This window comes from Conexibacter sp. JCM 18997 (genome assembly GCF_055391915.1).
This window is the reverse complement of sequence record NZ_AP043885.1, coordinates 4,485,691-4,507,485: the sequence shown is the minus strand read 5'-3', so window position 1 is coordinate 4,507,485 and position 21,795 is coordinate 4,485,691. Positions and strand designations below refer to the sequence as shown.

The window sequence follows — 21,795 nt, the reverse complement described above, 5'->3', positions numbered from 1 at the left end:
CGTATATTCAGCACCATGGTCTCCGACATCGCGTCTCTGTCCTCGCACGTCGGTGAGCAACTGGGTCCGACCGACTGGCGCGTCTTCACTCAGGACGACGTCAATCAGTTCGCCGACCTCACCGACGACCACAACTTCATCCACATCGACCCCGATGCGGCGGCCAAGACGCCCTTCGGCGGCACGATCGCGCACGGCTACTTCACGCTGTCGATGCTCGCGCCGATCTCCCAGGCGCTGATCGAGGTCTCCGACCTGGGCATGGGCGTCAACTACGGCCTGGACAAGGTGCGCTTCCCGGCGCCCGTGCCGGTCGGCGCGCGCTTCCGTGGGAAGGGCGAGATCGCCGAGGTGACCGACGTCAAGGGCGGCGTCCAGGCCAAGGTCGTCCTGACCATCGAGGTCGAGGGCTCCGAGAAGCCGGCCGTCGTGGCCGAGTGCCTGTTCCGGTACTACGCATGAGCGCCTCCACCAAGCTCGACGGCAAGGTCGCCGTCGTCACCGGCGCCGGCCGCGGGCTGGGGCGCGCCTACGCGCTGGCGCTGGCCGCCGCGGGCGCCGCGATCGTGGTCAACGACGTCGATGCCGAGGCCGCGCAGAGCGCCGTCGCCGAGATCACCGCCACCGGCGGCGAGGCGGTCGCCGAGATCGCCGCGGTCGGCAGCGGCGAGACCGCCGATGCGCTCGTGGCCCGCGCGGTCGAGGCGTTCGGGCGGCTGGACACGATGGTGACCAACGCCGGGATCCTGCGCGACACGGTGCTGTGGAAGATGAGCGACGAGCAGTTCGACGCGGTCATCGAGACCCACCTGCGCGGCACCTTCACGTGCGCGCGCGCCGCCGCCATCCACCTGCGCGAGCAGGGCGAGGGCGGCAGCCTGATCCTCGTCGGCTCCCCCACCGGCCAGTACGGCAACTTCGGCCAGACGAACTACGCCGCGGCCAAGGCGGGCATCGTCGGCATGTGCCGCACCTGGGCGATGGAGCTGGCCCGGGCCCAGATCACGGTCAACACGATCGTCCCCACGGCGTGGACCGAGATGACCGCGACGATCCCCATCTACGCGCCGCTGGTCGACAAGGTCGCCGCGGGCGAGCCGCTGCCTCGCGAGGTGCGCCAGGCCCACGCGGTCGGGATGCCCTCCGACAGCGCCGCGCTCGTGGTCTTCCTGGCCGGCGAGGCCGCGCGCGAGGTGACCGGTCAGGCGATCGGCATCGGCGGCGACAAACTGTCGCTGTACTCGCACCCGGCCGAGGTGGCCAGCGCGTTCTACGAGGGCGGCTGGAGCCCGGAGGCGATCGCCGAGAACTGGTCGACCACCCTGGGCGCGTCGGCCCAGCCGTTCGGCGTCCAGCTGCCACCCTTGGACCTCTGATGACCGCGATCGACCTCGACACGCTCGTCGCGCTGGACGTGCACACGCACACCCACGCGCACATGGACCACCGCCCGCCCGACGCGGTCACCACCGAGTTCCTCGACGCGGCCGAGAAGTACTTCGGCGGCAGCCCGCCGCAGCCGACCACGCAGGAGGTGGCCGACTACTACCGCGAGCGCAACATGGCCGCGGTCGTCTTCACGGTCGACTCGCCCTACGGCACCGGCGAGCAGACGGTGCCCACCTCCGAGGTGATCGAGGTGGCGAAGGCCAACCCGGACGTGCTGATCCCGTTCGCCTCCGTCGATCCGCACAAGGGCAAGGCCGGCGTGCGCGAGGCGCGCGAGTACATCGCCCAGGGGGTGAAGGGCTTCAAGTTCCACCCCAACACGCAGGCCTTCTGGCCCAACGACCGCGCGTTCTACCCGTTGTACGAGGTGATCGCCGAGGCCGGCCTGATCTCGCTGTTCCACTCCGGTCAGACCGGCATCGGCGCCGGCATGCCCGGCGGCGGCGGGATCCGGCTGAAGTACTCCAACCCGATGGCCGTCGACGACGTCGCCGCCGACTTCCCCGACATGGACATCATCCTCGCGCACCCCTCCTTCCCCTGGCAGGAGGAGGCGCTGGCCGTGGCCACGCACAAGCCCAACGTCTACATCGACCTGTCGGGCTGGTCGCCGAAGTACTTCCCCGAGATCCTGGTGCGCTACGTCAACGGGCTGCTCAAGCACAAGATGCTGTTCGGCTCAGACTTCCCGCTGATCACCCCGGAGCGCTGGCTGTCGGACTTCGAGAGGCTGCCGATCAAGGACGAGGTGCGCCCGCTCGTGCTCCGTGACAACGCGATCCGGCTGCTCAAGCTGACCTAGCGGCATCTGGCGGCGGAAGGCGACGACGCACAGCGCCAGCCAGCTCCAGCCCAGGGCCAGGCCGGCCAGCACGTCGCTGAGCCAGTGAGCGTCGAGCAGCACGCGGGAGGTGGCCACGCCGACGGCCAGAGCCACCGCTCCGCCGGCCAGCGCCGACTGCACGGCGCGCGAGCGTCCGCGGGCGAGCAGCATCGCCGCCGCGGCGAAGAACGCGGCGGAGTACGACGAGTGGCCGCTGGGGAACGACGGCCCCAGCAAGGCCGCCAGCGGGTCGAAGTCCGGGCGTACGCGGTCGGCCAGGTTCTTGACCAGCGTCGTCACCAGCGCGTTCCCGCCGACCACGGCGAGCAGGAACGGGATCGTCCAGCGGTCGCGCGTGCGCAGCGTCTCGAGCAGGCCGAACACGACCGCGAGCACGATCACGGTTCCCGGCTTGCCGAGGTCGGTGAACGTGTGCAGCGCGTCGGTGACGCCGGGGCGCGCGTGTGCGTGGGTCCAGGCGGCGACCGACTCGTCCACGCCGAGCGCTCCGTCGTGGCCGCCGATCAGCAGCGCCGCGGCGGCGGCGAACAGCCCGAGGACCACGGCGAGCGCCACCGCGCCCGGCCGGGCCGCGCGGCGCACGACGACGAACGCCAAAGCGCCGGAAACCAGCATGATGGAGGCGAGCAGAAGCAGGAGCATGGCGGGTCGAGCCTCTGGGTACCCGATGGTGCGGGCAGGGCACGCATCGCCTGCAAACGCAGCACGACAGGAGGTGTCGATCGATGGCGGTGGAACCCGCTGCGGACCGGTTTGTGACACCGGTCCTCGCCGCGCATGACACCGGGCCGGCCCGCCGGTTCGCCCGGCGTCTGGACGGCCGCCATCCCGTCGTCGTCTTCTTCGCCGCCGCGCTCTCGGGCCTGGCCGCGCTGGTGGCCGTGTCGATCGCGCTGGGCCTGCTGGTCACCGACGTGCTCGTTGGCGGCGGGCTGCTCGGCGGCCCCGACAACGCGTTCATCGGCACGCTCGTCGACCACCGCAGCGGCTGGGAGACCGACCTCTCCGAGGTCGGCTCGACGATCGGCGGCGCGCCCGTGCTGCCGATCCTGGTGGGCCTCGTCGCGTTGGTGGCGGCCGCGCTGCGCCACTGGCGGATCGCCGCGTTCGCGATCTTCGTCCTGGCCATCGAGTCGGCCACCTACCGCATCACCACGATGGTCGTGCCGCGCGATCGCCCGCACGTGCACCGCCTCGAAGGGCTGCCGGCCGACGCCAGCTACCCGTCCGGGCACACGGCCGCCTCGATCGCCGTCTACGCGGGGCTCGTGCTGCTGCTGACCTCGCGCATCCGCGACCGCCGCGTGCGCCTCGCCGCCTGGACGCTCGCGGTGGCGATCCCGGTGTTCGTGGCGCTGTCGCGCATGTACCGCGGCATGCACCATCCGCTCGACGTCGCCGGTGGCGCGATCATCGGCATCGGCGCGATCTGCGTGCTCGTCTTCGCCTGCCGGGCCGCCGGAGCGGCCGCGGCGCGCCGGGCGCCCCAGCCCCAGGCGCAGCCCGCCAGCCAGCGCACCGGCCGGATCGCCGGCAAGGTGACCACGGCATGAACGTCGCGGTCATCGCCCACGCCGGCAAGACCCTCGGCGGCGGCCTGCCCGAGCTGCGCCGCGTCCTGGCCGAGCGCGGCATCACCGACCCGCTGTGGATCGAGGTGCCCAAGTCGCGCAAGGCGCCCGAGCAGGTCCGGCGCGCGCTGGACCAGGGCGCCGACCTCGTCTTCTCGTGGGGCGGCGACGGCATGGCCCGGCGCTGCCTGGGCGAGCTGGCCGGCACCGACGCGCGCCTGGCCATCGTCCCCGCCGGCACCTCCAACCTCCTGGCCCGCAACCTCGACATCCCGCTGGACCTGGTCGGCGCCGTCGACGTCGGCCTCGGCGCCACCCACCGGGCCATCGACGTCGGCCGGCTCGATGACGAGCGCTTCGCCGTGATGGCGGGCGCCGGCTTCGACGCGGCGATGATCCGCGACGCCGACGCCCACAAGGACCGCTTCGGCCGCGCGGCATACGTGTGGAGCGCCACCCGCAACCTCGGCGCCGACCCGTTCGGCGCGCAGATCACCGTCGACGGCGTCGAGTGGTACGAGGGCCCGACCGGCTGCATCCTGCTGGCCAACGTCGGCCGCCTGTTCGGCGGCATGGAGATCTTCCCGGACGCCGCGATCGACAACGGCACGCTGGAGCTGGGCATCGTCACGGCGCAGACCACCGGCGAGTGGATGCGGACCGTCGCGCGCTCGGTCGGCGGCGACCCGAGCAAGTCGCCGTTCGTGCGCATCACGCGCGCCCGCTCCGTGCAGCTCTCCTTCGACCGCAAGGTCCGCTACGAGCTCGACGGCGGTGACCGCAAGAAGGTGCGGTCGTTCAGCGTCGAGGTCGAGCCCGGCGCGCTGCAGGTGTGCGTCCCCGATTCCGCCCAGAACCTTCAGGCAGCGTGAGGAGCAACCCCATGGCGTCCCCGTCGACACCCGACGTTCATCCCCGACAGGCACTGGCGGCGGGCGAGATCATCGCCCGCGAGCCGGCGTTCGAGTGGCTGGCCCGCGCGGGCCTGGTCGCCCGGGGCGTGGTCTACGGCCTGATCGGCGCGCTGGCCCTGGCGCTGGCGCTGGGCGCGGGCGGGAAGGCCACCAACCAGCAGGGCGCGCTGAAGACGATCGCCGAGGGACCGCTGGGCACCGTCGCGCTGATCGCGCTGGCCATCGGCCTGGGCGGGTACGCGCTGTGGCGCCTGGTCCGCGCGGCGGTGGGCCACGGACCGGAGGCCAGCGACAGCGGCTTCGACCGGATCGCCGGCGCGGCCAGCGGCATCGCCTACGGGACGCTGTTCGTCACCGCGGTCAGCCTGCTGATCGGGTCCGGCGGCGGCTCCTCGGGCCATCCCGACAAGGCGACCGCGGGCGTGATGGGCTGGACGGGCGGCCAGTACCTCGTCGGGCTGGCCGGCGTGATCATGCTCGGCGTGGCCGGCTACCAGGGCTACAAGGGCCTCTCGCGCGGGTTCCTGGACGACTCCAAGACCGAGCAGATGTCGGAGTCGGTCAAGCGCGGGTTCACCGTGCTGGGCGTGGTCGGCCACCTGTCGCGGATGGTCGTCTTCGGGCTCGTCGGCTACTTCCTGCTGCGCGCGGCGATCGACTTCAACCCCGACAAGGCGGTCGGCCTGGACGGCGCGCTGTCCAAGCTCGCCCAGGCCTCCTACGGCCCGGTGCTGCTCGGCATCACCGCCGCGGGCCTGATCGCGTTCGGCTGCTACTCGCTGGCCGACGCGCGCTACCGCAAGGTCTGAGCGCGCGTCAGCGCTCGCGCGAGCGCAGGTGGCGCATGACCGAGACGAGCCCCTCGACGACGACGTCGTGATGCTCGGGCGGGACCTCGGCCAGCATCTCCTCCTGCAGCTGCGCGACGACCGGATCGACCTCGCTGCACAGCCGCTCGCCGGCGCCGGTCAGCTGGGCGCGCAGGATCCGCCCGTGCGACGGATCGACGGTGCGCTCGACCAGGCCGCGCCGCTCGAGCTCGGCGATCACCTCGTTCATCGACTGCGGCGTGGTCAGGGCGCGGCGCGACAGCTGGGCGTTGGACAGCCCCGGGCGGGTGCGCAGGACCGACAGCGTGGTCAGCTCGGGCACGGTCAGCCCCCAGGGCGACAGCGCCTTGCGCAGCTCGCGGCGCACGCCCTGGTTGACCCGTCCGACGACGTAGACCAGGGAGGGTCGGCTCTCAGGCGTCGTCACTCTGCGAGCGAACCGTACGCGTCGGGGCGGCGGGTGGTCAGGAACGGGAACAGCTCCAGCCAGTCGCCGCGCTGGTCGAGATCCAGGTCGGCGACGAGCACGGCCGGGCGGTCGCGCGGCGCCCGGGCCAGCACGCGGCCGTACGGGTCGCTGATGAAGCTGGAGCCGTAGAAGGTCAGCGGGTCCTCGTGGCCGATGCGGTTGACGGCGACCATGAACGTGCCGTTGGTGATGCCGTTGGCCACGATCACCCGCTCCCACAGCGGCTGGGTGTCGAAGTCCGGGTGGTCGGGCTCGGAGCCGATCGCCGTCGGGTAGACGAGCACCTCGGCGCCGGCCAGCGAGTACGCGCGCGCCAGCTCCGGGAACCACTGGTCCCAGCACGTGGGGAAGCCGAAGCGGGCGTCGGCCAGGCCGACGACCGGGAAGGCGTCCGGGCCCGGCGGCCCGGGCCGGAAGTACTTGTCCTCGTAGTAGCCCGCGGTGACCGGGATGTGCAGCTTGCGCGTGCGCGCGACGAGCTCGCCGTCGGGCGCCACGACGATCGCGGTGTTGTAGCCCAGGCCGTCCTGGACGCGCTCGTACAGCGAGGCGTGGACGAAGCAGCCGTGCGCGGCGGCCTGCTCGCGCGCGAACGTGGTCGTCGGCCCGTCGGGGACCGACTCGGCCGCGTCCGTCGGCCCATCGGGGACGATCGCGAAGTAGGGCGACAGCGTCAGCTCCTGCAGGCACACGAGCTGGGCGTGCTCGGCGGCGGCCCGCGCGATGCCGTCGGCCAGGTTCGCCCGGTGCCTGGCGGGATCGGGATCCCAGCGCTGCTGCACCGCGGCGACGCGGAACGGCGCCCGCGTGGGCTCCTGCACCCGGGCCAGGGACGCGGGGACGTCGTAGGCGGTGATCAGCTCGATCGTCATCGCGGCACCTGCTGGGTGATGCAGTGGACGCCGCCGCCGCCCAGGGCGAGCACCCGGCCGGGCACCCCGACGACCTCGCGGCCGGGCAACAGCGCGCCGATGAAGTCCAGCGCCTGGCGGTCCATGTCGGGATCGATCTCCGCGACCGGCACGATCGCCGCGCCGTTGCACAGGTAGAAGTTCGTGTAGGGCACGACGACCGCCTCGCCATCGTCGCGCAGCGTCCGGGGCAGCAGGTCCAGCTCGATCACGTCGAGGCCGGCCCGGTCGAGGATCGCCCGGTTGCGCTGGACGCTGTCGTAGTTGGGGTCGTCGGGATCGCGCACGGTCTGCAGCAGCACCCGGTTGGGCGCCAGGAACGCGCAGATGTTGTCGACGTGCCCGTCGGTGTCGGCGTCCTCGACGAGCCCGTTCTCCAGCCAGACGATCTGCTCGACGCCGAGCTGCTGCTGCAGCTCACGGGCGATCTCGTCGCGGGCCAGCAGCGCGTTGCGGTTGGGGTTCAGCAGGCACTGCTCGGTGGTGACCAGCGTGCCCGCGCCGTCGACGGCGATCGAGCCGCCCTCCAGCACCAGCGGCGAAGCGAAGCGCTCGATCCCCAGGTGCTCGAGCAGGCGCTGGGCGATCGCCGCGTCGGCGTCGTACGGCGTGAACGCCTCGCCCCAGGCGTTGAAGCGGAAGTCGATCCCCGCGCGTTCGCCCGTGACGCCCTTGACGATGATCGGCCCGCTGTCGCGCAGCCACGAGTCGTCGATCGGGAGGGCGACGACCTCGACGTTGTCGGCCGTCACGCGGGCGCGCGCGTCGTCGGCGTCGGCCGGGTTGGCCACCAGCGTGACCGGCTCGAACGCGGCGATCGCGTCGACCACCTGGGCGTGCACGTCGCGCGCGTGTTCGATCGTCGTGCCCCGCCAGGCCTCCGCGCGGGCGGGCCAGGCCACGAGCGTGCGCTCGTGCGGCGTCCACTCGGCCGGCATGCGCAGCTCCTTGGTCATGCCCGGACCGTACGCGATGATGCACCGCGATGGTGTGGATCTGCCCAGCCTGCGGCGGCCACCTCGCGGCCGACCACCCGCCCCACCCCTGCCCGGTGTGCGCCGACGAGCGCCAGTTCGTGGCGCCGTCGGGGCAGCGCTGGACGACGCTGGAGCAGCTGGCGGCCGACGGCTACACGACCGAGCTGCGCGATCTGGAGCCGGGGCTGCTGGGCATCGGCACCCATCCGGACATCGGCGTCGGCCAGCGCGCGCTGCTCGTGCAGACCGATGCGGGCAACGTCCTGTGGGACCCGCCCGGCTTCGTCGACGAGCAGGCCTTCGCCGCGGTCCGCGAGGCCGGCGGCCTGGCCGCGGTCAGCGCCAGCCACCCGCACATGTACGGGGCGATCGTCGACTGGGCCGACGTGTTCGGCTGTGAGATCGTGCTGCCCGCCGCCGACGAGAGCTGGCTGCGTCGTCCGACCGAGCGCGTGCGCCGCTGGTCGGACACGCTGTCGCTGCTGCCCGGCGTGACGCTGATCCAGACCGGCGGCCACTTCCCCAGCAGCGCGGTGCTGCACTGGGCCGACGGCGCCGACGGCCGGGGCGTGCTGGCCACCGGCGACACGATCTACGTCGCGCCCGGCCTGGACCGGGTGACCTTCCTGTACAGCGCGCCCAACCGCCTGCCGCTGTGGGAGTCGGCCGTGCGCCGGATCGCCGCCGCCGTCGATCCCTACGCGTTCGAGCGCATCTACGCCGGCTGGTGGTGGTCGGTCATCGACGAGCGCGGCGACGCGCTGATCCAGCGCGACGCGGAGCGCTACCTCGAGGTGCTGCGCGGCGAGGTCTGAGCGTGAGTCAGCGGCACCGGGCTACGGTGTAGCCGCCGCTTACCGGTGGAGGGGATGACCTGGCTCGGGGGCTCTGGTCGGTGCCTGCACCGTCTCGGCCAGATCCTGCGCCAACAGTCGGCGTTGCAAGTCGTGCGCGGCTATCCACAGGCTTTTGCTGACATGGACGTCGCCCTCGACGGACGGGGCCGAAAGGTCCGAGGAGGTCAGTGAGCCGAGTGGACGGCTCCGGTGTTGGAAGCGGAACATGAGCAACGAGCGAATCGGGTTACGCATCGTAGCGATCTCCTCTACCCAGCTGTCGAACGTCGAAACGCTCGAATGAACTCGAATGACATTATTCGATCACGTTCTCCGGACGCTAGAGAGTTGGTCTGGATCAGTCATCGGCAGATGACTCGCGCCTCTGCAATGGCGCCGACGAATGTTGCACAGCGCCGCGGCGGTCGCCCGCGTCTGGGTCGGCACCAGCGTCGGAATCGTGCTCGGCGTAGTCGACGATCCACGGTTCCTCGTCCTCTTCGATCGGCCCCAGAACCTTGGAACTCCTTATGTGGTTTGCGCGACGAAGACCCTCGAGACCGGCGATGACGATCGGCGCAAGGATCGCGAGCGACAGAAACCACCCGCGAAGCGCCTCCCAGTCCAGAATGTCCGCGTCCCAGCCACCGAGGAGCGCCGCCCCGACGACTAGCAAGACGGCGTCGAAGACAAGGACGCCGCAGATCAGTCGCCGGACCTGTAGGGGCGCGGCGTGCAGGCGGTTAGCGTCGGCGAACTGGGCCCACCACCCTGCGGCGAGGCCCACAGCGAGCACCACAGCCACAGCAGCCAGGTGCATCGCGTCGCGACCGGCATGTGCAGGGGTCGCATGCATCACCGCGGCACCGGAGATACCTATCGTGAAGGCGATTACTCCATAACGTCGGTACTCCGCGGCGAGGCGATGACTCGCCCGACGGACCCGTTCCACCGAGTCCCAAGCGAGCATCCAACTCAGAATGAGCACCGCCGCTAGCCCGGTTGCGGCCACTGCATACCAATGCCAAGCATCGGCGGTGTCAGCGAAGCCGAGCGGGACAACACCCGCGATGGCAGAAGCAGCAGCAGCGCTGAGCACACCGCATATAAACAGCGCGGTCCGCACCCCCGCGAGCAACTGCGACACCAAGATGTGCTCGTCCTGCCGCACAACAAATGCGGCGAGCAAGGCCGGAACCAACAGGAGGGTGGCCGCTGACACTTCGGGTTGCTCCACGGCATCGGCGTGAAACTCCGAGAATGCCCAGAGCATTGCGGCGATCACGCATGCCGCGAGGGTGCAGTAACTCAGGTAGCCGCGGCGTCCGACTCTGACACTGATCTCAATCGGGCCATCTCGCTTAACTCGCAAACCGGAAAAGTGAAGATGGGAGTGCTCCCTACCGGGGACGACGACTGGATACTGCGGCGCGTCTTTGTTGTTCACGAGCATGGAACCCAGCCGAATGCTTCGCGTCTCCACACCAGGTGGCGAACGAAACTGCAGGTGATAGCTCTCTGCTCCACGCACATAAGGTGAATCGATTTGGATGTCGTAGGCAGCCCACCCGATCGTCGTCGCGATCCGATTCCACGTCCGCCGGACGATGCCCTGCTCGTTGCCATCGCCGCGGTCGAAATCGTCGAACAACAGTTCGTCGTCCCCCACGAGAAATACGGATCTGCGGCGCCAGCCCGCGCGTTTCCTCGGCCACAAACTGGCTCTCACGAGCGGAATGTCATAGCTGAACTTGACGATCCGCCTCTGGCCTGGGTACCCCGTCACAACGGTCCACAAGATCGTGTTCGTCGCGACGTCCCGCAGCAGTTGGTGCATTCTCATGAACTTCGCGTCGGTCCTGGCGTCTCCGTGATAGACGAGCTTGAGCAGAGAGACGGCACTCGCCACGTATGCGCTTCGCTCGTAACGGTCGGCTTTGCGGTGTACGAGTGCATCCAAGTACCGGTTGAGCCGCTTTCGAGTTTGAGGCGAAGGATCGATAAGATCGTCAACAGCTACCTGAAGTGCTCGACGCGTGATCTGCGCATTCTCTCGTCGCGTCAGCACTGCCAGGGACCGATCGTTCTCGTCCACGAGATCCACGTGCGACGTTTCGGGGCGTTTGCGACGTACGGCGAGCGGCACCACATACATCCGCTCTCCGTCCCTCCACGGAAGACTCGCGCCTTCGTCGCGGGGTAGCTCGACATCGATGGTCAGATGGCGGCGGGCTGCCCGCTCGTTGACCATGTCGAGCGTCTCCACGTGGCGTTTGACCCAGGTGCGGCGTCTGCTGAGGTACCAGCCTCCGCACCGCCCGAGCTCGTCAGCGTTTGGCCCGACCGGAGGGGGCGCCGATTGATCGGAGACGCGGAGGTGCTCGGTCAGGATCTCTGCGGCAGCCCGCGCGATCTCTTGGCGTGCATATCGCGGGAGGACAGAGGACCCGCGCACAGCCCGACGGCTCAGCCCCATACGCCGGCAGATCTCATAACGCCCGACATCCGTGCCGACCCAGAATCAGTCACGTCAAAGCCATCCCTGGAAACGAAAGACTGGAGTGATCAGGCACCCTAGCGTGCTGTGTTTTCACTCCGCAAGCTACGTGAGCGCGTCAGCCGCCGGTGCGCCCCTCGGTGGCCACCAGCAGCACGCGCGTCCACGGCCCCAGGTCGACGGCCGCCCCCAGTTCGCCGGCGTCGGGATCGCGGGCCAGCGCGCGCAGAGCGGCCAGCGGCGCCGCGCCGCTCTCGCCGATCGTCAGCCCCGCCGCGGCCAGCTGGGTCATCGCGCTGGCCGCCTCGTCGTCGGCGACGGTGACCGTGCCCGTGATGCCGGCCCGCAGCTCGGGCCACACCGCGGGCGAGACCTCCGCGCAGTCCAGGCCGGCCATGGTCGTCCCGGGCGTGGCGATCGTCGTCGGCTCGCCGGCCTGCAGCGACGCGGTCAGGCAGGCCGCGGTGGCCGGCTCGACGCCGATCACCGGCACGCCGGAGGCGGCGCCGAAGCGGGCGGCCGCCGCGGCCAGCGATCCGACGCCGACCGGCACCAGGAGCAGGTCGAAGCGCGCCTGCTCGGCCGCCTCGGCGAACAGCGTCGCGTAGCCGTCGACCACCCAGTGCGCCGGCCCGGTCTCCCCCACGTCGGCCACCTCCAGCGCGCCCGGCGCGCGGCCCGCCTCGGCCGCGGCGACGACCGCCTCCTCGTAGCCGCCGTTGACCATCACGACCTCGGCCCCCTCCGCGGCGATCGCCGCGCGGCGCACCGGCAGGGCGCGCGCGGGCAGGAAGATGCGCGCGCGCAGCCCGCGCGCGGCGGCGACGTGCGCGACGGCCCGGCCGTGGTTGCCCGCGCTGGCGGTGACCAGCGTGTCGATCGGCGCGCCAGGCGCCCGCTCGGCCAGCGCCCGCTCCACCGCCCACGACGCGCCCAGCACCTTGAACGCCGGCAGCCCGAACCGGTCGGACTCGTCCTTCAGCAGCACGGCGCCGAGATCGAGCTGCTCGGCCACGTCGCGCAGGTCGCGGACCGGGGTCGGCGCGTAGCCGGGCAGCGCCTCGTGGAAGGCGCGCGCGTCGGTGGCCGGCGCGCGCCCCGCCGCCGGGTCGAACGCGGGGTTGACCAGCGCCCTCACGCGCACACCTGCGTGGCCACGCGCACCAGCGTCTGCGCGACCTGGTCCAGCGAGTCGATCGACACCCACTCCTCGGCGGCGTGCGCGCCCGCGCCCACCGGGCCGAACAGCACGGTCGGGATCCCCGCCGCGGCGATGAAGGCCGAGTCGGCCCAGTACGACACGCCGCCCACCTGCGGCGGGTGGCCGAGCACGCGCGCCGCCGCGTCGCGCACGACGCCGACGATCTGCGCCCGCGGATCGATCTCGAACGGGTCGCGCGACAGCGACAGGCGCACGGAGGCGTCGGCCTCCCCGATCGCCGCGGCGAGCTCGAGCTCGACGTGCGCGGCCGTCTCGCCGGGCAGCGTGCGCCGTTCCACGCCGATCAGACAGGACTCGGGGTAGCTGGACAGCTCGACCCCGCCGGCGATCGTGCCGGCGTGGACCGAGCCGCGCTCCAGGAGCGGATGGGGGCGCGCGGCCAGCGCCTGGTCCAGCGCGCCGATCGCGGTGAGGATCGGCCCGGCCGCGACGATCGCGTCCACGCCCAGCGCCGGTCGTGACCCGTGCGCCGCGCGCCCGTGCACCTCGATCTCGGCCCACACGAACCCCTTGTGGGCGGTCGCCACGGCCAGCTCGGTCGGCTCGACGACGATCGCCGCGTCGGCGGCGATCACCGCCAACACCTCCTGGACACCCAGCGAGGCGTGCTCCTCGTCGGCCACCGCGGCCACGACGACGTCCCCGGCCAGGTCCAGCTGCGCGGCGGCGTGGCAGGCCACGAGCGCCGCGGCGAGCGCGCCCTTCATGTCGTAGGCGCCGCGCCCGTGCAGCCGGTCGCCGTCCACCCGCGCCTGGAGCGGCGCGGCCATCCCCGTCAGCGCGACGGTGTCGAGGTGGCCGCAGAGCAGCAGCGTGCGCCCGTCGCCCCGTCCGGGCGCGCGCACGACGACGCTCGGACGCCCGGTCGTGGCCTCCAGCCAGCGCACGTCCAGACCCGCGTCGCGGGCCCACTGGGCCACCAGGTCGGCCGCCTCGCCCTCGCCCGCGCCACCCGCGACCAACGACGGGTTGACGGAATCGACGGCGATCAGGTCACGGGCAAGCCCGAGCAGCTCAGCGCGCATGGCGTGCGCATGCTCCCAGGTCAGGGCACGTTGGCCGCGGCGTACTGCTCGCCCCAGGCGCGCAGCCCGCGGATGACCGGCGTCAGCGCCTTGCCGGCCTCGGTCAGGACGTACTCGTCGCGGGGCGGATGCTCGCTGTAGCGGCGGCGGGCGATGACGCCGGCCTCCTCCAGCTTGCGCAGGCGCACGGTCAGCGTCTCGCGGGGCGCGCCGATGTGGCGGCGGATGTCGCTGAAGCGCCCGACGCCCAGGCCGATCTCCCGCAGCACGAGCAGCGTGTAGCGGTCGCCGAGCACGTCGAGCGCGTCGGCGATCGCGCAGACGCGCACGCCGTCGGGGCCGAGCGGGCCGGGCGTCACCGGTTCGACATTCGAACTCACCCTTGCTACGGTACCGCCCTGATGAGTCGGTCTACAAATCGAACCCACTCGGCCGCCCTGCTGACGATCCTCTGCGTGGCCACGTTCATGAGCTCGCTGGACCTGTTCATCGTGAACGTCGGCCTGCGGGCGATCGGGACCGACGTCGGCGTGACCTCGCTGTCGGACCTGAGCTGGGTGCTCAACGCCTACGCGATCGTGTTCGCCGCGCTGCTGGTGCCCGCCGGACGGCTGGCCGACCGCTATGGCGTCAAGCGCTTCTTCCTGCTCGGGCTCGGGCTGTTCGCGGTCGGCAGCCTCGGCTGCGCGCTGAGCAGCGACCTGTGGTGGATCGTGGCGCTGCGCTGCGTCCAGGCGCTCGGCGCCGCCGCGCTCGTGCCCACCAGCCTGGGCCTGATCCTGACCGCGATCCCGGCCGAGCGACGCCAGCACTCGATCCGCGTGTGGGCGGTGGCCGGCTCGCTGGGCGCCGCCGCCGGCCCCGCCCTGGGCGGCCTGCTGGTCGAGCTGTCCTGGCGCTGGATCTTCGTGATCAACGTGCCGATCGCCATCGGCGCGCTGATCGCCGCCGCGGTGCTGGCGCCCAACGTGCGCCACGTCGTCGAGACCTGGGTGCCCGACCTGATCGGCGGCGTCCTGCTGATCGTCACGATCGGCGCGCTGGCCCTGGCGCTCGTGCAGGGCCCGACGTGGGGCTGGGGCGACCCGGCCACGCTGGCCGCCTTCGCCGTGGCCGCCGCCGGCCTGGGGCTGTTCCTGGTCCAGTCGGCCCGCCATCAGGCCCCGGTGATCGACCTGGCGCTGTTCGGCCACCGCGGCTTCGCCTGGGCCAACGTGTCGAACTTCCTGCTGGGCATCTCTTTCGGCATGCAGCTGCTCGGCCTCGTCCTGTGGCTGCAGGAGGGCTGGGGCTGGTCGGCCCTGCAGACCGGGCTGGGGATCGCGCCCGGCCCGGTGATGGTCTCGGTCACCGCGATCGGCCTGCGGCGGTTCACGGTCGACCTGCCCGCCGGCGCGGTGGCCGGCGCGGGCGCGCTGCTGATGGGCGCAGGCGGCCTGCTGATCGGCCTGTCGCTCAGCGCCGAGGGCAGCTACGTCACCGAGGTGCTGCCCGGCTGGCTGATCGTCGGCGCCGGGGTCGGCTTCTCGCTGCCCACGCTCGTGGCGGCGGCCAGCGCCGACCTCCCGCCGCACCAGTCGTCGACCGGGAGCGCCGTGGTCCAGATGGGCCGCCAGCTCGGCTCGGTGCTGGGCATCGCGCTGCTCGTGGTGATCCTGGGCAGCTCGGTGGCCAACGCCGGCGACCTGGACCGCTTCGTCTCCGCCTGGTGGTGGGCGGCCGGCATCTCGCTGCTGGCCGCGGTGAGCGCGCTGGCCATCAGCGCGCGCCGGACCACGGTGGCCGCAGCACCCGAAGCTGCCGCCTGAACGTTCGCGTACACTTAGCGGCATGGATGCCGATGCGATCGTCGTCGGTGGCGGCCTGGCCGGGCTGGTCGCCACCGCGGAGCTGGCCGATGCCGGACGTCGGGTGATCGTCCTCGACCAGGAACCCGAGACGTCGCTGGGCGGCCAGGCCTTCTGGTCCTTCGGCGGCCTGTTCCTCGTCGACAGCCCCGAGCAGCGACGCGTGCGCATCCGCGACAGCTTCGAGCTGGCCTGGCAGGACTGGCAGGGCACGGCCGGGTTCGACCGCCCCGACGACGCATGGCCGCGTCGCTGGGCCGAGGCCTACGTGCACTTCGCCGCCGAGGAGAAGCGCCAGTGGCTGGCCGCCCAGGGCGTCAAGATCGTTCCCAACGTCGGCTGGGCCGAGCGGGGCGGCTACGGCGCGATCGGCCACGGCAACTCGGTGCCCCGCTTCCACATCGCCTGGGGCACCGGCCCCGGGGTGATCGAGCCGTTCGAGCGGCGCGTGCGCGCGGCCGCGGCGCGTGGGCTGGTCGAGCTGCGCTTCCGCCATCGCGTCGACGGGCTGACGATCAGCGACGGCGCCGTCACCGGCGTCACGGGCGCGATCCTCGCGCCGGACGGGTGCGCGCGCGGGCAGAGCTCCAACCGCACCGAGTCGGGCACCTTCGACCTGCGGGCCCAGGCGGTCGTCGTGACCACGGGCGGCATCGGCGGCAACCACGAGCTCGTGCGCCGCAACTGGCCCCAGCGCCTCGGGCGCCCGCCCAAGCACATGATCAGCGGCGTCCCCGCGCACGTCGATGGGCGCGGCATCGAGATCGCCCAGGCGGCGGGCGGGAACGTCATCAACCCCGACCGCATGTGGCACTACGTCGAGGGGATCCGCAACTGGGACCCGATCTGGCCGCTGCACGGGATCCGCATCATCCCCGGGCCGTCATCGCTGTGGCTGGACGCCACCGGCACGCGCCTGCCGGTGCCGCTGTTCCCGGGCTACGACACGCTGGGCACGCTCGAGCACATCGCCAAGACCGGCCACGACCACACGTGGTTCGTGCTCACGCAGCGCATCATCGAGAAGGAGTTCGCGCTGTCGGGCTCCGAGCAGAACCCCGACATCACCGGCCGCAGCATCCGCGACATGCTGCGCACGCGCGTGGGCTCCGGCGCGCCGCCGCCCGTCGAGGCGTTCAAGCAGCACGGCGCGGACTTCGTTGTCGCACCCGACCTCGACGCCCTGATCGCCGGCATGACCCGCCTGGACGACGACGGCGCCCTCGATCCGTCGCGCGTGCGCGACGAGGTGCTGGCCCGCGACCGCGAGGTGGCCAACAGCTTCAGCAAGGACCTCCAGCTGGCGGCGATCCGCGAGGCGCGCCGCTACCTGCCCGACCGCGTCACCCGCGTGGTCGCGCCCCACCGGCTGACCGATCCGGACGCCGGGCCGCTGATCGCGGTCAAGCTGCACGTCCTGACCCGCAAGACGCTGGGCGGCATCCAGACCGACCTCGACGGCCGCGTCCTGCGCGCCGACGGGGAGCCGCTGCCCGGGCTGTACGCGGCGGGCGAGGCCACCGGCTTCGGCGGCGGCGGCATGCACGGCTACCGCGCGCTGGAGGGCACGTTCCTCGGCGGCTGCCTGTTCAGCGGGCGGGCGGCCGGGCGCGCGCTCGGCCGCGCGCTGGCCTAGTGCCCTCCTAGATGATGGTGATCGCGACGGGGTCGCTGGTGGCCGGCGACGAGACGCCGCCCACGTTCGTGGCGATCACCGTCACCCGCAGCGTCTGACCGCCCATCGCCGCCGTCGGGCGGTAGCTGGCGGTGACCGCGCCGGGGATCGGCGCGCACGCGGCGCCGGAGGCGTCGCACAGGCTCCACAGGTAGGCGTAGGCGATCGGCGCGTTGCTCCAGTTGCCCGTCTTGGCGGTGAACAAGCCGCCGTCCTTGGGCAGGATCGACGGCGCGGTGGTGTTGACCGGCACGTCGGGCGCGACCACCGCGACGGCGTCGCTGGTGGCCGGCACGGACGGCCCGGCGGAGTTCGACGCGACGACCTCGAGGCGAAGCGTGTGCAGCAGGTCGGCGGCGACCGGGCGGTAGACCGTCGCGGTCGCACCCGGGATCGCCGCGCAGCCGTCGCCGGTCAGCTCGCAGCGGCTCCACTGGTAGGCGTAGCTGGCGGCGCCGCCGGTCCACGAGCCGGACTTGGCCGTGTAGGACGCGCCCGCCGCGTTGACCTGGATGGTCGGGGCCGCGGTCAGGACGGGCACGCCGGCCAGGACCGGGGTGACCGCGTCGCTGGCCGCCGGAGCCGACGGGCCGCCGGCGTTGGTGGCCACCACCCGCAGCCGCAGCGCGTGGCCGGCGTCGTCGGTCGTCGGGTAGTACGAGGCGCCGGTCGCGCCGCCGATCGGCGCGCAGCCGTCGCCGGCCGCGTCGCAGCGCAGCCACTGCTGCGCGTAGCTCGTCGGGCCGTTGGACCACTTCCCGTTGTTCGTCGAGAACCACGTGCCGCCGTCCTTGACCACCGCGATCGGCAGGCCGGTGTTGACCGGGACCGCGGGCAGGGCGGGCGCCACGAAGTCGCTGGTCGCCGGCGCCGACGTGCCGCCCGCGTTGGTCGCCGTGACCCGCACCCGCAGCGTGCGCCCCACGTCGCCGGCCGTCGGGTAGTAGGCGGTCCCGGTGGCGCCGGCGATGGCCGCGCAGCCCGCGCCCGCGGCGTCACAGCGCAGCCACTGCTGGGCGTAGGTCTTGGGCCCGTTGCTCCACGTGCCGCGGCCCACCGAGAACCAGTTGCCGCCGTCGTTGGACACCACCGTCGGGGCGGTCGTGTTGACCGGCACCGCCGGCAGGGTCATCGCCACGGCGGCGCTCGTGGCCGGCAGCGAGGGGCCCGTGGCGTTGGTGGCCACGACCCGCACCCGCAGGGTCTTGCCCGCGTCGGAGGCCACCGGGAAGTACGAGCCGCCGACCTCGCCGTCGATGTCGGCGCAGTTGTCGCCCGCGGCGTCGCAGCGCACCCACTGCTGGGTCAGGGAGTCCGGCCAGCCGGTCCACTGCCCGCGCACGACGCTGAACCAGGCCCCGCCCTCGCGCGAGGTGATGCTGGGCGGCGTGAAGACCGTGGGCACGCCCGCGGTCACCGTCAGCGTCGCGGCGGTGGTCGTGGCGCTGCTGATCGCGTTGGTGAAGACGGCGCGGAACTGCGCGGCGTCGTCGCCCAGCGTCGGGTTGAACGTGTACGAGGTCGACGTGGCGCTGGGGATGTCGTTCCAGTGGCCGCCCGCGTCGTTGGAGCGCTGCCACTTGACCGTGGGCGCCGGCGTGCCGCTGGCCGCGGCGGTGAAGGTCACCGGCGCGGGGGCCGTCACCGACTGGTTCGCCGGCGACGTGGTCACGGCCGGCGCGACGCCCAGGGTGAACTGCGCGGCGCTCGAGGTGGCGTTGCCCACCGTGTTGGTGAAGCGCGCGCGGTAGTACTTGCCCGCGTCGGCGGCCGACGCGGTGAACGAGTACGTCGCGCTCGTCGCGCTGGCGATGTTCGTGAAGCCGGTCGACGGGCTGGTCGAGGACTGCCACTGGACGGTGGGCACCGGGAAGCCCGAGGCCGCCGCGGTGAACGTCACGGTGGCCCCGTTGGCCTTCGTCTGGGGCTGCGGGTCCGTGGTGATCGCCGGCGTGACGCGCACGGTGACGTTCTTGGCCGCGCCCTGCGCGCTGGTCACGCCGTTGATCGTCTGCGTGGCGCGCAGCGTGTGCGCCCCGCCGGTCGTCGTCGCCGTCGTCGACCAGACACCCGAGCCGTCGGCCGTCGTCGTGGCGACCGTGTTGCCGCCCTCGTCGGTGACCACGATCGTGGTCCCCGGCCGCGCGTTGGTGCCGCCGACCGTGAACGACGGGCCGGTGACCGTGGGGTTGGCGCCCGACGGGGTGGCGATCGTCGGCGCGTTGAGGCCCAGGACGTAGGTCTCGGCGCTGACCGGTGAGTCCCACCCGTCGCTCGTCTGCATCACGGCCACGTAGTTGTCGCCGGTGACCAGCGGCGCGAGCGTCGTCGACCAGGCGCCCGAGCCGTTGGCCGTGGCGAAGGCCCACGAGCCGCTGTTGCGGAACACGATGATCGAGGCGCCGGGATCGGCGTCCGTCCCGCTGACCACGACGCCCGTGTTGGTCCGGGCCGTCGTCGCGCTGACCTGGAAGGTGGGCACCGCGGGCACGGACATCAGGTTGCGCACCGCCGTATGGTCGCTCTCCGCGCCGCTGACGGTCTGCGTGGCGTCGATGTTCAGGTCGCCGTAGGGCTGCCGGCCCAGATCCGCCGACCACGCGCCGCCCGCCATCACCGTGGCCGTGCCCAGCGCGTCGCCGCTGTCGTTGTCGTAGACCGTGACCGTGGCGCCGGGGGACCCGGTGCCGGTGATGACCACCGGGTTGGGCACGCTGCCGTTGTTGTCGATCGTCGGCGGGTCGAGCGCCTGGGCGACGTCGATCGGCGTGACGTCGCTGGTCACGCCGTCGTAGGTCTCGGTGACCTGCAGCGTCTCCGTCCCGGGCGGGATCGTGATGCCGTCGACCTGCCAGAAGCCGTTGGTGGGATCCGAGGTGGTGGTCCCGAGGATCGTGCCGCCGGAGTCACGCACCGTGACCGTCGCGGCCGGGATCGTGCGCGCGCCGCCAACGTCGAACGGGCTGCTGACCGTGTCGCCGTCCGCGGGGTAGTAGACCTCCGGCGCGCCGACGCCGATCACGTCCACGGAGGCGCTGTAGTTGGAGATGCTGGTGTTGTCGGGCGACAGCTGGATGGCGGCCACGTAGTTGTCCCAGAACCCGGCCTGCGCCGTCGCCGTCCAGGTGCCGTCGGTGGCCACGGTGGTGGACGCGACCGGGTCGCCGTTGATGAGCACGATCAGCGTGTAGTCGGGGCGGCCCGTCCCCGAGAGCTCGATGTCCGCGCCCTCCTTGACCGTCAGCGCCGAGTCGACCTGGAGCGTGGGCGGCGGCAGCAGCGCCAAGATCGTCACGTAGGCCTCGCCGGTGACGTCGCCGCCGACCGCCTGCTCGACGTAGAAGTCGTTCAGCCCGTCGATGACCTCGATCTCGACGCTCCACGAGCCGTCCACCCCGACCGTCGTGGTGCCGGCCACGTGATCGGGATCGGAGGCGTCGGGGCCGTAGATCGTGATGTCGGCGCCGGGCGTTCCCGTGCCGGTGAACGTCATCGGGCCGGAGGTGACGAGGTCCCCGTCCATCGGCGACAGGACGGTCAGGGCGTCGGGGTCGACGGTGATCGACACGTCGGTGCTGCGCGTGACGCCACCGATCGTCTGGCTGACCGTGATCGTGTGCGGTCCGGCGTCCAACGGCGTGGTGGTGGTCAGCGACCAGCAGCCGCACGGGTCGGGCGTCGTGGTGCCCAGCTCGGTGCCGTTCTCGTCGGTGACGACCACGTCCGCACTGGGGTCCGCATCGCCGCTGACCAGGAACCGGGGCGCGACCGTGTCGCCGTCGGTCGGGGTGTCGACGACGGGCGGTCCGGGCGCGCGGATGACGATCGAGTCCGACTGCAGGTTGCTCACGTTGTCGATGACGTAGAACTGGTTGTAGCCGGCCTCGAGCGTGGCCGAGGTGCTCCAGTTGCCGTCGCCGTCGACGGACACGTCGCCCAGCGACGTGTTGTAGTTCCACAGCTCGACGGTCCCGTCGGGCGTGCCCGTGCCCGACAGCTGGATCACGTCACCGGCCGACGGGTCGCTGACGTCGCTGTCGACCTGGATCGTCGGTTCGACCGCCTCCGCGGCCGTGGTCACCGGGAACGTCCACGTGGCCCCACCAGCCTGGGCGATGGTCAGCGTGTGCGGGCCCGGGGCCAGCGCGACCGTGGTCTCGAGGTTGAAGTAGGTGGTGTCGGGAACGACGGTCGACCCCAGCACGGTGTCGTTCTCGTCGGTCACCTCGATCGCGTCGCCCTCCGCTCCGTAGCCCGCGAGCGTGAACGTGGGTTGCGTGAGGTCTCCGGACGCCAGGATCGAGGGGAAGGCGCCGACGATGCCCTGGGTGTCGAACTCGCCGAACGTCCCGTCGGCGACGGTGCTGACCGCGAAGTGGTTGACCCCCGCGAAGATCTCCGGGACGTAGAAGAACCACCACCCGTCCGAGGCGTCGGCGGTGACCTGGCCGACGACGTCGCCGTCCTGGCGGATCGTGACCTCGGCGTCGGGATCGGCGTAACCGGTCATGAACGGCGACGAGCCGCCGGCGCTGGCCGCGATGAACGTCTGGTTCATGTACGCGTCCGCGTGCGCGACCGCGGGCAGCGCCAAGGCGAACACCACGCAGAGCAGCGCGGGCAGGCCCAGGGTCCAGCGGCGGCGGTGCGCGGTCGGCGCGAGCATGATCGTCCCTGACTGGAGGCCGCCTCCCGTGGCCGCCTCGTGGTCGTCGACCATACGGGGGG

General features: G+C 72.1%; 17 protein-coding genes and 1 pseudogene. 9 read left to right on the top strand and 9 right to left on the bottom strand.

Going from position 1 to position 21,795, the window contains the following annotated elements; genetic code table 11:
* The first annotated feature begins 15 nt into the window (after nt 1-15).
* From ACZ5UI_RS22655 to ACZ5UI_RS22645, 3 genes are read left to right on the top strand one after another with little or no spacing between them, the layout of a single operon-like run.
* Complete coding sequence (locus ACZ5UI_RS22655) at nt 16-462, top strand: MaoC family dehydratase (protein WP_464191313.1); 447 nt, start codon at nt 16-18, stop codon at nt 460-462.
* Nucleotides 459-1,376, top strand: a complete 918-nt coding sequence (locus ACZ5UI_RS22650) for an SDR family NAD(P)-dependent oxidoreductase (protein WP_464191311.1) — start codon at nt 459-461, stop codon at nt 1,374-1,376. Before ACZ5UI_RS22655 ends, ACZ5UI_RS22650 begins: the two co-directional genes overlap by 4 nt.
* Entirely contained in the window at nt 1,376-2,251 is an 876-nt protein-coding gene (locus ACZ5UI_RS22645; protein WP_464191309.1) for an amidohydrolase family protein, read from the top strand. Before ACZ5UI_RS22650 ends, ACZ5UI_RS22645 begins: the two co-directional genes overlap by 1 nt.
* A 66-nt stretch (nt 2,252-2,317) precedes the next feature.
* Here the strand turns inward: ACZ5UI_RS22645 and ACZ5UI_RS22640 are convergent.
* A pseudogene (locus tag ACZ5UI_RS22640) lies at nt 2,318-2,908 on the bottom strand (phosphatase PAP2 family protein); the annotation flags it as partial.
* 140 nt (nt 2,909-3,048) lie between these two features.
* Between ACZ5UI_RS22640 and ACZ5UI_RS22635 the strand changes: the two are divergent.
* Genes ACZ5UI_RS22635 through ACZ5UI_RS22625 form a run of 3 tightly spaced genes read left to right on the top strand, consistent with a single transcriptional unit; the run spans nt 3,049 to nt 5,587 of the window.
* On the top strand, nt 3,049-3,846 hold the full coding sequence (locus tag ACZ5UI_RS22635) for a phosphatase PAP2 family protein (RefSeq protein ID WP_464191306.1): 798 nt from the start codon (nt 3,049-3,051) through the stop codon (nt 3,844-3,846).
* Entirely contained in the window at nt 3,843-4,736 is an 894-nt protein-coding gene (locus ACZ5UI_RS22630; RefSeq protein ID WP_464191304.1) for a diacylglycerol/lipid kinase family protein, read from the top strand. Before ACZ5UI_RS22635 ends, ACZ5UI_RS22630 begins: the two co-directional genes overlap by 4 nt.
* A gap of 11 nt (nt 4,737-4,747) precedes the next feature.
* Entirely contained in the window at nt 4,748-5,587 is an 840-nt protein-coding gene (locus ACZ5UI_RS22625; protein ID WP_464191302.1) for a DUF1206 domain-containing protein, read from the top strand.
* Between the two features lie 7 nt (nt 5,588-5,594).
* Here ACZ5UI_RS22625 and ACZ5UI_RS22620 read toward each other — a convergent pair whose 3' ends face one another.
* The 3 genes from ACZ5UI_RS22620 to ACZ5UI_RS22610 are packed head-to-tail and all read right to left on the bottom strand — an operon-like array spanning nt 5,595 to nt 7,944.
* The gene (locus tag ACZ5UI_RS22620) at nt 5,595-6,035 is read right to left on the bottom strand and encodes a MarR family winged helix-turn-helix transcriptional regulator (protein WP_464191299.1); all 441 of its coding nucleotides are present in this window, start codon (nt 6,033-6,035) and stop codon (nt 5,595-5,597) included.
* A complete protein-coding gene (locus ACZ5UI_RS22615) occupies nt 6,032-6,943 on the bottom strand; it encodes a nitrilase-related carbon-nitrogen hydrolase (protein WP_464197860.1) in 912 nt (303 codons plus the stop codon). Before ACZ5UI_RS22615 ends, ACZ5UI_RS22620 begins: the two co-directional genes overlap by 4 nt.
* Before the next feature lie 2 nt (nt 6,944-6,945).
* Entirely contained in the window at nt 6,946-7,944 is a 999-nt protein-coding gene (locus ACZ5UI_RS22610) for an agmatine deiminase family protein (RefSeq protein WP_464191297.1), read from the bottom strand.
* Nucleotides 7,945-7,973: 29 nt separating this feature from the next.
* Here ACZ5UI_RS22610 and ACZ5UI_RS22605 point away from each other — a divergent pair, with 29 nt between their 5' ends.
* The gene (locus ACZ5UI_RS22605; protein WP_464191295.1) at nt 7,974-8,780 is read left to right on the top strand and encodes an MBL fold metallo-hydrolase; all 807 of its coding nucleotides are present in this window, start codon (nt 7,974-7,976) and stop codon (nt 8,778-8,780) included.
* A gap of 379 nt (nt 8,781-9,159) precedes the next feature.
* Here ACZ5UI_RS22605 and ACZ5UI_RS22600 read toward each other — a convergent pair whose 3' ends face one another.
* The 4 genes from ACZ5UI_RS22600 to ACZ5UI_RS22585 all read right to left on the bottom strand — a co-directional run bounded on the left by ACZ5UI_RS22600 (nt 9,160) and on the right by ACZ5UI_RS22585 (nt 13,925).
* Nucleotides 9,160-11,067: a hypothetical protein gene (locus ACZ5UI_RS22600; RefSeq protein WP_464191293.1), complete on the bottom strand. Its 1,908-nt coding sequence runs from the start codon at nt 11,065-11,067 to the stop codon at nt 9,160-9,162.
* A gap of 349 nt (nt 11,068-11,416) precedes the next feature.
* The gene (locus ACZ5UI_RS22595) at nt 11,417-12,436 is read right to left on the bottom strand and encodes a pyridoxal-phosphate dependent enzyme (RefSeq protein ID WP_464191290.1); all 1,020 of its coding nucleotides are present in this window, start codon (nt 12,434-12,436) and stop codon (nt 11,417-11,419) included.
* Nucleotides 12,433-13,545: a M20/M25/M40 family metallo-hydrolase gene (locus ACZ5UI_RS22590; RefSeq protein ID WP_464191288.1), complete on the bottom strand. Its 1,113-nt coding sequence runs from the start codon at nt 13,543-13,545 to the stop codon at nt 12,433-12,435. Before ACZ5UI_RS22590 ends, ACZ5UI_RS22595 begins: the two co-directional genes overlap by 4 nt.
* Before the next feature lie 20 nt (nt 13,546-13,565).
* A complete protein-coding gene (locus ACZ5UI_RS22585; protein WP_464191286.1) occupies nt 13,566-13,925 on the bottom strand; it encodes a winged helix-turn-helix transcriptional regulator in 360 nt (119 codons plus the stop codon).
* 21 nt (nt 13,926-13,946) lie between these two features.
* On the opposite strand from ACZ5UI_RS22585, the gene ACZ5UI_RS22580 reads away from it, so the two are divergent.
* Nucleotides 13,947-15,353 (top strand): MFS transporter, encoded by a 1,407-nt coding sequence (locus ACZ5UI_RS22580; protein WP_464191284.1) that lies wholly within the window; start codon nt 13,947-13,949, stop codon nt 15,351-15,353.
* A gap of 22 nt (nt 15,354-15,375) precedes the next feature.
* A complete protein-coding gene (locus ACZ5UI_RS22575) occupies nt 15,376-17,028 on the top strand; it encodes an FAD-binding dehydrogenase (protein WP_464191282.1) in 1,653 nt (550 codons plus the stop codon).
* A 7-nt stretch (nt 17,029-17,035) separates the two neighbouring features.
* Here the strand turns inward: ACZ5UI_RS22575 and ACZ5UI_RS22570 are convergent, their stop codons facing one another.
* Entirely contained in the window at nt 17,036-21,787 is a 4,752-nt protein-coding gene (locus ACZ5UI_RS22570) for an Ig-like domain-containing protein (RefSeq protein WP_464191280.1), read from the bottom strand.
* Between the last annotated feature and the right edge of the window lie 8 nt (nt 21,788-21,795).